General features: G+C 60.9%; 12 protein-coding genes. 6 read left to right on the top strand and 6 right to left on the bottom strand.

The window, feature by feature from the left end; genetic code table 11:
* Window positions 1-3 precede the first annotated feature (3 nt).
* Genes RTS12_RS16665 through RTS12_RS16640 form a run of 6 tightly spaced genes read right to left on the bottom strand, consistent with a single transcriptional unit; the run spans window position 4 to window position 6,876 of the window.
* Window positions 4-393, bottom strand: coding sequence for a ribulose bisphosphate carboxylase small subunit (locus RTS12_RS16665; RefSeq protein ID WP_312530509.1), 390 nt, complete (start codon window positions 391-393; stop codon window positions 4-6).
* A 25-nt stretch (window positions 394-418) separates the two neighbouring features.
* Window positions 419-1,882, bottom strand: coding sequence for a form I ribulose bisphosphate carboxylase large subunit (locus RTS12_RS16660; RefSeq protein WP_312530507.1), 1,464 nt, complete (start codon window positions 1,880-1,882; stop codon window positions 419-421).
* A gap of 14 nt (window positions 1,883-1,896) precedes the next feature.
* A complete protein-coding gene (fba, locus tag RTS12_RS16655) occupies window positions 1,897-2,976 on the bottom strand; it encodes a class II fructose-bisphosphate aldolase (protein ID WP_312530505.1) in 1,080 nt (359 codons plus the stop codon).
* Window positions 2,976-4,970 (bottom strand): transketolase, encoded by a 1,995-nt coding sequence (gene tkt, locus RTS12_RS16650; RefSeq protein ID WP_409455701.1) that lies wholly within the window; start codon window positions 4,968-4,970, stop codon window positions 2,976-2,978. Before tkt ends, fba begins: the two co-directional genes overlap by 1 nt.
* 19 nt (window positions 4,971-4,989) lie before the next feature.
* Entirely contained in the window at window positions 4,990-5,862 is an 873-nt protein-coding gene (locus RTS12_RS16645) for a phosphoribulokinase (RefSeq protein WP_312530501.1), read from the bottom strand.
* Window positions 5,863-5,871: 9 nt separating this feature from the next.
* The gene (locus RTS12_RS16640; RefSeq protein WP_312530500.1) at window positions 5,872-6,876 is read right to left on the bottom strand and encodes a class 1 fructose-bisphosphatase; all 1,005 of its coding nucleotides are present in this window, start codon (window positions 6,874-6,876) and stop codon (window positions 5,872-5,874) included.
* 96 nt (window positions 6,877-6,972) lie between these two features.
* On the opposite strand from RTS12_RS16640, the gene cbbR reads away from it, so the two are divergent.
* The 6 genes from cbbR (at window position 6,973) to RTS12_RS16610 (ending at window position 13,948) form a co-directional block, all read left to right on the top strand.
* Window positions 6,973-7,893, top strand: a complete 921-nt coding sequence (gene cbbR / locus RTS12_RS16635) for a LysR family regulator CbbR (RefSeq protein WP_312530499.1) — start codon at window positions 6,973-6,975, stop codon at window positions 7,891-7,893.
* Window positions 7,894-8,018: 125 nt separating this feature from the next.
* Complete coding sequence (locus tag RTS12_RS16630) at window positions 8,019-9,044, top strand: Hsp33 family molecular chaperone HslO (RefSeq protein ID WP_312530497.1); 1,026 nt, start codon at window positions 8,019-8,021, stop codon at window positions 9,042-9,044.
* Between the two features lie 10 nt (window positions 9,045-9,054).
* Complete coding sequence (locus tag RTS12_RS16625; RefSeq protein ID WP_312530511.1) at window positions 9,055-9,645, top strand: CoA pyrophosphatase; 591 nt, start codon at window positions 9,055-9,057, stop codon at window positions 9,643-9,645.
* Between the two features lie 50 nt (window positions 9,646-9,695).
* Window positions 9,696-10,856, top strand: a complete 1,161-nt coding sequence (locus RTS12_RS16620) for a CCA tRNA nucleotidyltransferase (RefSeq protein ID WP_312530495.1) — start codon at window positions 9,696-9,698, stop codon at window positions 10,854-10,856.
* Window positions 10,857-10,868: 12 nt separating this feature from the next.
* Window positions 10,869-12,722, top strand: coding sequence for an ABC transporter ATP-binding protein (locus tag RTS12_RS16615; RefSeq protein WP_312530493.1), 1,854 nt, complete (start codon window positions 10,869-10,871; stop codon window positions 12,720-12,722).
* The gene (locus RTS12_RS16610; RefSeq protein WP_312530491.1) at window positions 12,719-13,948 is read left to right on the top strand and encodes a class I SAM-dependent RNA methyltransferase; all 1,230 of its coding nucleotides are present in this window, start codon (window positions 12,719-12,721) and stop codon (window positions 13,946-13,948) included. The genes RTS12_RS16615 and RTS12_RS16610 overlap by 4 nt, the downstream gene beginning before the upstream one ends.
* Window positions 13,949-14,169 lie beyond the last annotated feature (221 nt).

Here is a 14,169-nt window from a genome sequence, read left to right as displayed (position 1 = left end):
TAATCAGCGCACCATCTCATGCGTATAGCGGATCGAGCGCCCATCCACTTCCTGACGCCAGCTGCGGAAGCTCGGCTCGTTTTTCGGGCGCTGGACGATAAAGGACATCATCACCGTCTCCCAGCCGCGATGGTTGTCGAAGGCGTTGATGCGGATGTAATGATCCCCAAAAGCTTTGCGGCATTCATCCAGATCCATCATCACGCCCTTGGCGTCCTGCAGGTCGAACATGGGATGGCCCCACATCTCCCAATAGGTGTTTCTGGCATGAGGCTCATCGGTATATTCGATGCTGACGGCCCAACCCTTGGACAGGATATATTCGATCTGCGCGGTGATCTGGGCATCGTCCAGATCGGGCAGAAAGGAAAAGCATCCCTGAGTAATACGCATAGTGTTTCTCCCTTATCTGACGCGATTAGCTGACGCCCGGTGTCGGCACGAAGTCCGAGGTGTCGGTCGAGGTATAGTTGAAGGTGATGTTGCCCCAGGTATCCAGCGCAGCCTCCAGCGGCTTGCACCATTTCGCGGCCTTGCGCAGAACTTCAGGGCCTTCGTTTTTGATATCGACGCCCTCATTGCGCGCCAGAACCATCGCTTCCAGCGCAACGCGGTTGGCTTGCGCACCGGCTTGAATGCCCATCGGGTGACCGATGGTGCCGCCCCCGAACTGCAAGACGACATCATCGCCAAACAGATCGATCAGCTGGTGCATCTGCCCGGCATGGATACCACCCGAGGCAACCGGCATGACCTTTTTCAGATCGGCCCAATCCTGCTCGAAGAAGATCCCACGCTGCAGATCGACCTCGTTATGGATCTCGCGGCAGACGTTGTAATAGCCCTGCACCGTCATCGGATCGCCTTCCAGCTTGCCGACGGCCGTACCGCAATGCAGGTGGTCAACCCCCGCCATACGCAGCCATTTTGCAATGACGCGGAAGCTGATGCCGTGGTTTTTCTGGCGCGTATAGGTGCCATGGCCCGCACGGTGCATGTGCAAGATCATGTCATTGTCGCGGCACCAGTTGCTGATCGACTGGATAGCGGTCCAGCCCACGATCAGGTCAACCATGACGATGACCGAGCCAAGCTGCTTGGCGAATTCGGCGCGGGCATACATCTCTTCCATGGTGGCGGCAGTGATGTTGAGATAGTGGCCCTTGACCTCGCCGGTGGCCGCCGATGCCTTGTTCACGGCTTCCATGCAGTAAAGGAAACGGTCGCGCCAGTGCATGAAGGGCTGCGAGTTGATATTCTCGTCGTCCTTCATGAAGTCCAGACCGCCCTTGAGGCCTTCATAGACCACACGGCCATAGTTCTTGCCCGAAAGGCCCAGCTTCGGCTTGGTGGTGGCCCCCAGCAGCGGGCGGCCGAACTTGTCCAGGCGCTCACGTTCGACGACGATGCCGGTCGGCGCACCCTTGAAGGTTTTCAGATAGGCGACTGGGAAGCGCATATCCTCGAGGCGGGCTGCGCTTAGCGGCTTAAAGCTGAACACGTTGCCGATGATCGACGCGGTCACGTTCGCGATCGAGCCCTCTTCGAACAAGATCAGGTCATAGGCGACGTAGCAGAAATACTGCCCCGGCTGGTTCGGCACCGGCTCGACCTTATAAGCCTTGGCGCGGTATTGATCGGCGGCCGTCAGACGGTCGGTCCAGACCACGGTCCAGGTTGCGGTCGAGCTTTCACCGGCCACTGCCGCAGCTGCCTCGATCGGATCGACGCCTGCTTGGGGCGTGATGCGAAACAGCGCCAGAACATCGGTGTCCTTTGGCTGATAATCGCCGTCCCAATAGCCCATCTGAGCGTATTTCAGAACACCAGCGGCATAGCGCTTCTTGGTATCCCGGATCTCTGTGTTTGACATCTCGTTCATGACTTCCCCTCCCTTCAGGCGGCTTTTGCGGCCGCGATCGCCGGATCAAGCTTTCCGGCAGCGTAGCGTTTGGCCATCTCGTCCATCGCGATGACCTTGATCTTCGAGGCATGTCCGGCGGTGCCAAAGGCCTCGAAGCGTTCGCGGCAAAGGTCGCGCATGGCGTCCATTGCGGGTTTCAGGAACTTGCGCGGGTCGAACTCGGTCGGGTTCGTCGTCGCGATTTTGCGGAACTGACCCGTCATCGCCATGCGGCAATCGGTGTCGATATTGACCTTGCGGACACCGTGGCGAATGCCGCGCACGATTTCCTCGACCGGCACCCCAAAGGTCTGGGGCATCTGCCCGCCATATTCGTTGATGATATCTTGCAGATCCTGCGGCACCGATGACGAGCCATGCATGACCAGATGCGTATTGGGCAGCTTGCGATGGATCTCTTCGATGATGTTCATCGCAAGAATGTCGCCATCGGGCTTGCGGGTGAATTTATAGGCGCCGTGGCTGGTGCCGCAGGCGATTGCCAAAGCATCAACCTTGGTGCGCGACACGAAATCCACAGCCTGATCCGGATCGGTCAAAAGCTGGCTGTGATCCAGCTTGCCAACCGCACCATGGCCATCCTCGGCCTCGGATTCCCCGGTTTCCAGCGAGCCAAGCACGCCCAGCTCGCCCTCGACCGAAGCACCGACCCAATGGGCCATGCGGCTGACACGCTCGGTGATCTCGACGTTATATTCGTAATCGGCGGGCGTCTTGGCATCGGCTTCCAGCGAGCCGTCCATCATCACCGAGGTAAAGCCGTGACGGATCGCGGTCATGCATGTCGCCTCGGCGTTGCCGTGGTCAAGATGCATGCACAAGGGGATCTGCGGATAGATCGCGGCCAATGCCTCGATCATCTTGGACAGCATGATGTCATTGGCATAGCTGCGCGCACCGCGCGAGGCCTGCAAGATCACCGGCGCATCGACTGCGCGGGCGGCCTCCATGATCGCAAGCCCTTGTTCCATGTTGTTGATATTGAAAGCTGGCACGCCATAGCTGTGTTCGGCAGCGTGATCCAGCAATTGCCTTAGCGTGATCAGAGCCATTATTTTCCTCCTCCAATCAGGGATTTGGCAAGAGCAGCGGTATGAGCTGCCGTAATGCCGAAATGCTCGTAAAGCGCGGGGGCCGGCGCGGATGCGCCAAAGCCGGTCATGCCGATGAACCCATCCTCGGGGCGCAGGATCAGCCCGTCCCAGCTTTGCCGGATCTGGGCCTCGATGCCGATGCGCGGGGCTTCGCCCAAAACAGCGGCCCGGACGGCTTTGTCCTGCTTGGCAAAAAGCTCGAAGCTGGGGGCCGAGACCACGGCGGCGCGGATGCCTTCTGCCGCCAGAAGATCGGCCGCCGCGATGGCGATCTCGACCTCAGAGCCGGTGGCGATCAGCGTCACATCACGCGCACCATCGGTCGGGCGCAACACATAGGCGCCCTGACGGGTCAGGTTCTCGCGGGTCTTTTCATGGCGCAGGGTCGGCAGGTTCTGGCGTGACAGGCACAGCAGCGAAGGGCCATTGGTACGGGTCAATGCCAGCTCCCAGGCCTCGGCGGTTTCAACCGCATCGGCGGGGCGATAGACATCCAGGTTCGGAATTGCACGCAAAGAGGCGACATGTTCGACCGGCTGGTGCGTCGGACCATCTTCGCCAAGACCGATGCTGTCATGGGTCATGACATGAACGACCGGCACCCCCATCAGCGCGCCCAGACGGATCGCGGGCCGCGAATAATCGGCAAAGGCCAGGAACGTGCCGCCATAGGGGATGAACCCGCCATGCAGCGCGATCCCGTTCATGATCGCGGCCATGCCATGTTCACGGATACCGTAGTGGATATAGCGCCCCGAGCGATCCTCGGGCGTCACCGAAACCATGCCTTTGGTCCGTGTCAGGTTCGAGCCGGTCAGATCGGCCGATCCGCCGATGGTATTGGCAATCGCCGCATTGGCGATCTCCAGTGCCATTTCCGATGATTTGCGCGTTGCAACTTTCGGCTTCGTCTCGACCAGCTGGTCGATATAGGCGGCGAAAGTCTTGCGCAAAGCGGCAGGATCCGGCGCGGACAATGAGGCAAGGAAATCGGCCCTCAAGGGGGAGCCTTTCAGCCGAACTTGCCACTTTGCCCGCGCCTCTGCCCCGCGTGCCGCCACAGCACGCCAGGAGTCCACGACATCGTCAGGAAGGGTGAATGGCTCATGCGTCCAACCCAACTTGTCGCGCGCCGCAGCGATTTCATTGGCGCCCAGCGGGGCACCATGTACGTCATGGCTGCCCTGTTTATTGGGCGCGCCAAAGCCAATGACGGTTTTTGCAGCAATCATCGACGGACGAGGATCCTTGCGCGCCGCAGCAATTGCGGCGGCGATCGCCTCGCGGTCATGGCCGTCGACGGATTGCACATGCCAGCCCGAGGCCGCGAAGCGCGCCTTTTGATCGGTCGAGGTCGAAAGGCCCGTGCCGCCATCGATGGTGATGCTGTTATCGTCCCAGACCACGATCAGGCGGCCCAGTTTCTGATGTCCGGCAAAGTCGATGGCCTCGTGGCTGATTCCCTCCATCAGGCAGCCGTCGCCCGCCAGCACATAGGTATAGTGATCGACCAGATCATCGCCAAAGCGCGCATTCATCATCCGCTCGGCCAGTGCCATGCCGACTGCAGTGGTGATGCCCTGCCCCAAAGGTCCGGTCGTGGTCTCGATCCCTTTGGCATGGCCATATTCGGGATGGCCTGCGGTGCGCGAGCCCAGCTGGCGGAACGCACGCAGCTGGTCCATGCCCATATCGTCGTAGCCCAGCATGTGATTGATGGCATAAACCAGCATCGAGCCATGCCCGGCCGACATCACGAAGCGGTCCCGGTCGGGCCATTTATCATCCGAAGGGTCGATGCTGATGAAGCGGTTGAACAGAACCGCCGCGACATCGGCCAGTCCCATCGGTGCGCCAGGATGGCCGGATTTCGCGGCCTCGACGGCATCCATTGCCAGAACGCGGATGGCGGTGGCCATCTTGGCTTCGGCCTGAGTGTCGATACGGGTCATCTGGTTCATCACATCCTCCTCAGGCGCGTTTGGATTCGCTGACCATCCGCGCCACCAGCGGCGTCAGGATGAGTTGCATGGCCAGGTCCATCTTGGGCCCCGGAATGACGATGGAATTGGCGCGGCTCATCCACGAGCCCTCGATCATCTGCGTCAGATAGGGAAAATCGATGCCGCGTGGGCTTTTGAAGCGGATGACCACAAGGCTTTCATCTGGCGTCGGGATCCAGCGCGCGATGAACGGGTTCGACGTATCGACCACCGGCACACGCTGAAAGTTGATATCGGTTTCGGTAAACTGCGGGCAGATGACATGCACATAGTCATGCATGCGGCGCAGGATGGTGTCGGTCACAGCCTCGGTCGAATAGCCGCGGCTGGTACGGTCCCGGTGGATTTTCTGGGTCCACTCCAGGTTGATGACCGGAACGACCCCGATTTTCAGATCGGCCTGACCGGCGATGTCGATGTCATCGGTTTTCACCGCGCCATGCAGGCCCTCGTAAAACAGCAGATCCGAGCCAGGTGCCAGATCGGACCAATCCGTGAATGTGCCGGGCGCCGCGCCCCACAGCTCACCCTCTTTTTCGTCGTGAACATAATGGCGCTTCTTGCCGGTCCCGGTGGCGCCATAGCTGCGGAACACCTCTTCGAGACGCTTGAGTTCATTGGCATCCAGGCTGAAATGGCTGAAAGTGTGGTCGCCTGCGGCTATCCGGCGCGCGACCTCGGCCTTCATGCCGGCGCGGTCAAAACGGTGAAAGGCATCGCCCTCGATGGCGACCGAGGTAATCCCCTCGCGGCGAAAAATCTGATCGAATGTGTTCTTGATCGTGGTGGTTCCTGCCCCCGAAGAGCCGGTAACCGAAATAATGGGATGCTTCTTGCTCATGACGTCCTCTTAGGCCCGAAACAGGCCGCGATTGCCGAAGAGTGCCGAAACCTCGGTTTCAGGCAGATCGTGGTAAGTGGCGACGCGGGCGACCATATCGGCCGAGCCGAAGATGAAGGGGGTACGCTCGTGCAGGTTGCTGGCATGAGCGCCCATGATCGGCTCGCTGCCATCAGTGGCGCTGCCCCCGGCCTGCTCGATCAGAAAGGCAATCGGGGCACATTCGTAAAGCATGCGCAGGCGGCCACGCTCGTAACCCGTGCGCCGGTCCGAAGGGTAAAGAAAGATGCCGCCGCGCATCAGGATGCGATGGGTTTCGGCAACCAGACTGGCGATCCAGCGCATGTTGAAATTCGCTTCGCGCGGACCTTCGGTCCCGGCCAGACAATCGTCGATATAAGCCCGGACCGGACGAGCCCAATGGCGGTAATTCGAGGCGTTGATGGCAAATTCACGCGATTCGCGCGGCAGTGCGACCCGGTCCTGGGTCAGCTCGAACTGGCAGCTGGTCTCGTTCAGCGTATAGATCTGCACGCCATTGCCAAAGGTTACGACCAGACAGGTGCGCGGACCATAGATCACATAGCCCCCCGCGATCTGATCCGCAGCCGCGCGCAGAAAAGTTTCCTCGGCGGTGTCACGCGCCTTGAAGATCGAAAAGATCGTGCCGATCGAGACATTGGTGTCGATGTTGGACGAACCGTCCAGCGGATCCAGCGCCACACCCAGACAACCGGTCTGATTCAGCTCGATCGCGTGATCTTGCTCTTCCGAGGCATACCAGCGCACGCCTGCTGCACGCAGCGCCTCTAGGAAAAGCTCGTCTGCCTTGACGTCCAGCGCCTTTTGACCATCGCCATCGGCATTGGTGCCCACCTCGGCCCCGAGTGCCGCCCCGCCGCTTTCGCCGCGCCGGATAATCCGCGCCAATTCGATTGCCGCTTGAGCCAATTGCCCCATGACGGGCTGCAGCGGTGCTGGGATACGGGTCGTATAGATCGCGCTGGCGGTCATTTGCTCCTCCCAAAGCCAATGGTGTTGAGCCAACGTTGACATGGCACGATTTTCAGTAACATTTAAAAAAACGAAACCAATCTTCGGGAAAACTGAATGTCGCGAATGGATGCCCTGACCCTTCGCCAATTGCGCGCGCTGCGCAGTGTCGTCTCACGCGGGACGCTGACGGCCGCTGCCCATGAGCTGGGCCTTAGCCCGCCTGCGGTACATGGTCAGATCCGCAATCTCGAGGATCTGATGGGGGGCGCTTTGCTGCAAAAAGGCGAGCATGGCACCTTTGTTCCCACCGCCGAGGGGCAAGCAGTTCTGGATGCCGAAATGCAGATCTCGGTCGCGCTTGAGAACTGCGCGCGTCGGGTTTCGGCCCTGCAAAATGGTCAGGCAGGCAGCGTGGTTTTGGGCGTTGTCTCGACCGGGAAATACTTTGCACCAGGGCTGGTCGCACTCTTGGGTCAGGCGCTTCCCGATATCGAAGTCACGCTGCGCATCGGCAACCGCGACAGCATCATCGCAGCGCTGAATGCACGCTCATTGGATCTGGCGATCATGGGACGCCCCCCGCGCAACCCGCCCGTCCACGCCGAGCCCCTTGGCCCCCACCCCCATATCATCATCGCAGCCCCCCATCACCGGCTGGCGCAGGCTGATCCGGCGATGCCCGATGAGCTGCTGGCCGAGACGTTTCTGGCCCGCGAAGAGGGTTCGGGAACACGCATCCTGATGACACGCTTTCTGGACCGGATCGGGGATGGCCAGCCTTGGCGCATGATCGAAATGGGCACGAATGAGACGATCAAACAGGCAGTCATCGCGGGATTGGGGATTGCGCTGATTTCCCAGCATACCGTCACCGAGGAGTTGCGCTGGGGCAGTCTGATCTCGGTGCAGGCGATCGGCCTGCCGATCCAGCGCAGCTGGTACATGTTGCGGCGCGACGATGCGCAGATCACACCTGCCGTCTCGCGCATTCACGACTACATCCTTTCGCTGAAGGGAAGCTTTTTGCCGAACTAGGCAAGCGTGCCACATCGCTGCGCTGTCTGGCGCTAACCTCTTGGGCTTTGCCGCAATCACCCTATATTGGTGCCGACGTGCATCATCCCGAGGGAGGATGCCACTAGATTTCCGAAGGACAGATCATGACGACGATCAACCAGATTACCTGGGACGATGCCATCCTGCCGTTCCAGCTCGACCGTTCGGGCGTGCGCGGACGTGTTGCCCGGCTTGATGGCACGCTTGGCCATATTCTCTCGCGCCACGACTATCCGGCAGCGGTCAGCGCGCTGGTGGCCGAGCTGGCATTGCTGACCGCATTGATCGGGCAGACCGTAAAGTTGCGCTGGAAGCTCAGCCTGCAAGTGCGCGGCAATGGCGCGATCCGCACGATCGCGACCGATTATTACGCCCCCGAACACGAGGGCGCACCCGCGCGCATCCGTGCCTGGGCCGCATTCGACGCCGATCGCCTTGAACAGGGCGTTCCTGCCTTTGACCAGATCGGCGAGGGTTATTTCGCCGTGCTGATCGATCAGGGCACGGGCACCCTGCCCTATCAGGGGTTGACGCCCCTTGCCGGTGGTTCGCTGTCCAGCTGCGCCGAGGCCTATTTCGCGCAATCCGAACAGCTGCCGACCCGTTTCTCATTGGCCTATGGCGAATCGCAGATGCCGGGCGAGGCCAAGCGCTGGCGTGCGGGCGGCATCATGCTGCAAACGATGCCCGCCCAAGCCATGCCCGAGCGTGATGGCACGGCTGGCGGCGACGGACTTGTGCAAAGCGCCGATATTCTTCAGGGCGTTCAATCCGAGGATTGGAACCGCGCCAACATCCTGCTGGATACCGTCGAAACCATCGAGCTGATCGGGCCGACCGTTGCGCCAACGGATCTGCTTGTGCGGCTTTTCCATGAAGAAGAGCCGCGGATCTATGATCCTCAGGCGGTCGAATTCGGCTGCTCGTGCAACGAAGATAAGGTGCGCAATACTTTGTCGATCTATTCGGCCAAGGACATCACCCATATGACCAACGATCAGGGCATGGTCACGGCGGATTGCCAGTTCTGCGGCGCGCATTACGAATTGGCGCCCCAAAGCCTTGGCTTTGAAGCCACGATCGACGCCAACGGTCAGCCCTTGCCCGCCAGCGACAAGGCTGCCGAATAAGATGACGACAATGGCTTTGCCGATCCGAGAGCGGCTTTTGGCGGCGCTTGAGGTGTCGGCAGAGCCGTCATCGGACTTCGATCTGACACCAGCGACCCCGATCCCCGACACGCCCTTGCGGGCTGCCGGGGTCTTGGCGGCTTTTGACGCCGTGACCGGGGCGCTGGTCCTGACCAAACGCGCCAGCGGATTGCGTCATCATCCGGGCCAGATCGCTTTGCCGGGTGGCAAAGTCGATCCCGGTGATGCCGATGCCACCGCCGCGGCGCTGCGCGAGGCCCATGAAGAGGTGGGCCTTGCCCCAAGCCAGGTCGAGGTGCTGGGGCTTTTGCAGCCGCATCGCACCGTCACGGGCTTCAACATGACCCCTGTTCTGGGCCTCATTCACGGCCCCTTCACCCCTGTCCCCGAAGCGGGCGAGGTCGCCGAGGTGTTCACCGTTCCTTTCGCCCATATCGCCGATCTGAGCCGCTATCGGATCGAGCGCCGCCTGTGGCGTGGCGATTGGCGCGCCTATCAAACCATACCCTTTGGCCCCTATTATATCTGGGGTGCAACGGCGCGTGTTCTTTACGCGCTGGCACGCAGGCTGAACGCATGAAGACAGGGCAACAACCGGCAGGACCGGATCATCACCCGACAAAAGAACCCATGATCGACACAAGTGATGCAGATCTTCAGATTGTGCTGGCCGCGCTGACCGCGGATGGGCAACAGGCCTATGTCGTGGGTGGCGCGGTGCGAAACGCGCTTTTGGGGCAGCCGATCTCGGATTGGGATATCTCGACCGATGCCCCTCCGAGCCGCGTCATCGCGCTGGCTGATGCGGCGGGTCTGAAATCCGTGCCGACCGGAATAGATCATGGCACCGTCACGCTGATTTCGGGCGGCAAGCCCTTTGAGGTCACGACCTTTCGCCATGATGTCGAAACCGACGGCCGGCATGCCCGCGTCGTTTTCTCTGACAACCTGCACGATGATGCGCTGCGGCGCGACTTTACCATGAATGCGCTATATGCCGATGCTTCGGGTCGCGTGATCGACCCGGTGGGCGGCCTGCCAGATCTGCGGCTGCGCCGCCTGCGCTTTGTCGGCAGGCCCCATGCGCGCATCCGCGAGGATTATCTGCGCATCCTGCGATTTTTCCGATTTCTGGCATGGTATGGCGACGCTGATTGTCTGGACGGCGAGGCGCTGACTGCCTGCGCAGATCTGGCAGCCGGTCTTGGGCAGATCTCAGCCGAGCGTATCGGCGCGGAAATGCGCAAGCTCATGGCGGCCCCCGACCCCACCGCAAGCGTCGCCCTGATGCAGCAATCGGGCGTTATGGCGGCCATTTTGCCGCTTGCCGATCCGGCGTCTTTGCCTCGCCTTTTGGATCAAGAACGTCGCTGGAGCATTCCACCCAAATGGCAGCGCAGGCTGGCATCTTTGGCGGCACCCGATGCCGCAACGCGCTTGCGCCTGTCGCGCGATGAGGCAGGGTATCTGCACCAAATCTCGGTCCTTGCCCAAACCCCACTTGCCCAGGTGGCCTATCGCCACGGCCCTGATCTGGCAGTCGACTTGGCCCTGCTTCACGCAGCCCAAGGGGGGGATCTTGCACCAGATTGGCAGGGGCACATCCAACATGCTGCGCAGCAAAAATTCCCCTTAAGCGCCAGTGATCTGATGCCCGATCTTCAAGGCCCTGCGCTTGGCAAGGGGTTGAAAGCCGCCGAACAGGAGTGGATAGACAGTGGGTTCGCGATACCCAAATCCAATCTGATACAGATTGCCAGGCAGGCGACAGACCCAAGCGGCAAAAAATAAGGGATCGACGCCATGCATAAATATTTCGCCCGGATGATCGACGCTTTTCGGCCTGCTGACGGGCCGCCGCCGACCACATTGCTGGCGTTTTTTCGGTGGTGCCTTTCGGGTGCCTGGGGGGGCTTGGGCTTTGCTGCCGTCGCCTCGGCACTTGGCGGCATCGCCGATATCGTCTCGGCGATCCTGTTGGGCCGGGTGATCGATGCGATCGTTGGCGGTTCGCCCGAAACCATTGTTTCCCAGCAATTGCCCCTGATCCTGGGCTTTGTGATCTTTTTCCTGATTATCCGCCCCGCGATTTTTGGCCTGTCGACGGCATCGTCAAGCGTGATCATCGGTCCCAATCTGTTTCCGCTTGTGCTGTCACGGCTGCATCGCTGGACCATGGGTCATTCCGTCACCTTTTTTGACAATGACTTTGCCGGACGCATTGCCCAAAAGCAGACGCAAACCGCACGCGCGGTCACGGATGTTGCATCGGAATTCGTCAACGTGGTGGCTTTCGCGCTGGCATCGATCCTGGGGTCGGCCGCGTTTTTGGTCGCGATTGACGGCTGGGGCGCGGTGGCAATGTTGCTGTGGCTGGCCGCGTATTTCGTATTGATCCGCTTTTTCCTACCCCGCATCCGCTCGCGCTCGGCCAAACGTGCATCGGCGCGGGCAATGGTCACGGGCCAGGTGGTCGATACGATCACCAATATCAAAACGGTGAAGCTTTTCGCCCATGACGAATACGAAGACCGGGCCGCACTTGGCGCCATGGTCGGCTTTCGCGAACGCGCGCTTGATTTTGGCCGCGTCAGCACGTGGTTTCGCTTTTCGCTGATGTTTGTTGCCGGTGCTTTGCCGGTTGTCCTGATCGGAGGCACCTTTCTACTGTGGCGCGAGGGCCAGGCAACCGCAGGTGATATCGCCGCGGCGGGCGCAATTTCGATGCGGTTGTCTCAGATGACGGGCTGGGTCAGCATGGCGCTGATGGGGGTCTGGGGCTCGGTCGGCGAGGTCGAGGACGGGATGAGCACGCTTTCCGTCGCCCATAGCCTGACTGATGCGCCCGATGCCCTGGCCCTTGGCCGTGTCTCGGGCCGGATCGATTACGATCATGTGGCCTTTGCCTATGGCCGCGAAAAAGGTGGCATCATGGATGTCGATCTGCATATCGCTCCGGGCGAGAAGATTGGCATTGTCGGGGCCTCGGGGGCCGGGAAATCCACCTTGGTCGCGCTGCTTTTGCGCCTATATGACGTGGAAAAGGGCGCGATTTCGGTCGATGGCCACGATCTGCGCAAGGTCACGCAAGAAAGTCTGCGCCGCAACATCGCCATGGTCACGCAGGAAACCGCGATGTTCAACCGCTCGGCGCGCGAGAACATCCTTTATGGCCGCCCCGATGCCAGCGAAGACGAGATGATCGCCGCTGCAAAGGCAGCCGAGGCGCATGAGTTCATCCTGACGCTGCAAGACCACATGGGCCGCAAGGGCTATGAGGCGCATCTGGGTGAGCGTGGGGTGAAACTGTCAGGCGGCCAACGCCAACGCATCGCCCTTGCCCGCGCCTTCTTGAAGGATGCCCCGATCCTTGTGCTGGATGAGGCGACCTCGGCGCTGGACAGCGAAGTCGAAGCACAGGTGCAAGAAGCCTTGCTGCGCGTCATGCGCGGCAAAACCGTCCTTGCCATTGCCCATCGGCTTTCAACCATCGCTGAACTGGACCGCATCATCGTGCTTGAGGCTGGCCAGATCGTCGAGCAGGGCAGCCATGCCGAATTGCTGGCTGCAAACGGGACCTATGCCCGCTATTGGAACCGCCAGTCGGGTGGCTTTCTGGGCACCGAAGATGATGATTTGACCGAGGCAGCAGAGTGACAGAATGGCGCGTTGAACGGCTGGGGCGTCGTGGTGAGGGTGTGGCTTATGACAGCCATGGCCAACGCGCCCTTGCCCGCCTGACCCTACCCGATGAAGTGGTAACCGGCGAGGTTGATGAGGCAGGTCGCATCCTCGACCCCAAGATCGTCACCCCCTCGCCCGAGCGCGTCAAACCCGCCTGCCCGCATTACCGGGCCTGTGGCGGCTGCTCACTGATGCATGCCAGCGACGCCTTTGTTGCAGACTGGAAGGCCGGATTGGTGATCTCGGCGCTGAAGGCGCAGGGCATGGACGTGCAGGTCAGTGGTCAGCATGTCTCGCCCCCCGGATCGCGCAGACGCGCGGTCTTATCGGGGCGGCGCACCAAAAAAGGCGCGCTTGTCGGATTTCACGCCCGCGCCTCGGATGTGATCATCGATCTGAACGATTGCCGCGTTATCCGTCCCGCCATCCAAAGCGCCCTGCCCCTTCTGCGCGAGATCGTCATCGCAGGCGCCTCGCGCCAGGCAGAGCTAAGCCTTGCGGTCACGGAAACCTCGGCGGGTCTGGATCTGGCCATTCGCGGTGGCAAATCGCTAGAGCCCGCGCTTTTCGCGCAACTGGCCGCATTGGCGGAAAAGGGTGATCTGGCACGGATCGATTGGGACGGCGAAAGCATCACCCGCCGCCCGCCCAACCTGACGATGGGGCGCGCGCAAGTGACCCCACCGCCGGGCAGCTTTTTGCAAGCAACTGCCGAGGGCGAGGCCGCGCTGATTGCTGCGGTGCGTGACATGGTCAAAGGCGCGGACCGGATTGCGGATCTGTTCGCGGGCTGCGGCACCTTCACCCTGCCCTTGTCCGAAAACGCCGAGGTCGATGCCTATGAGGGTCTGGCCGCGCCGCTTGCTGCGCTTGATTCGGGTTGGCGCGGGGCCACAGGGCTAAAGCGGATCAAAACCCATGTGCGCGACCTGGCCAAGCGGCCTTTGCTGCCCGATGAGCTGGCCGCTTATGACGCGATTGTGATCGATCCGCCACGCGCTGGCGCCGAGGCTCAGGCCCAGCAATTGGCGCAATCGGGACTGGCGCGGATCGCCTGGGTCAGCTGCGACCCCGTGACTTTCGCCAGAGACGCGCGGATTCTGGCCGATGGCGGCTATGAAATGACACGCCTTTTCGTGGTCGATCAGTTCCGTTGGACCCCGCATGTCGAAACCGCAGCGGAATTTCGCCGACGCTAGCGAAGAATTCACCTTTATGGTATTCGCTGACCTAACGACAAAAAACGCAAGATGCGGGTTTGGGCAGTGATGATCAGTATTCTACGCGCTTTCACGGCGCTCCTTTTTGTTGGCTTCCTGGCAAGTTGCGGAGGTCAGAAAGAAGCACCGTCAAAGTTCAAAAGCTATGACGGCCCGCCAGTCACCCAGATCGTGGTGAAAAAAGGCGAAAGAAAGATGTA

The organism is Paracoccus sp. (in: a-proteobacteria), from assembly GCF_032007265.1.
Taxonomy (GTDB): Bacteria; Pseudomonadota; Alphaproteobacteria; order Rhodobacterales; family Rhodobacteraceae; genus Paracoccus.
This window is presented reverse-complemented; position numbering and strand designations above follow the sequence as displayed.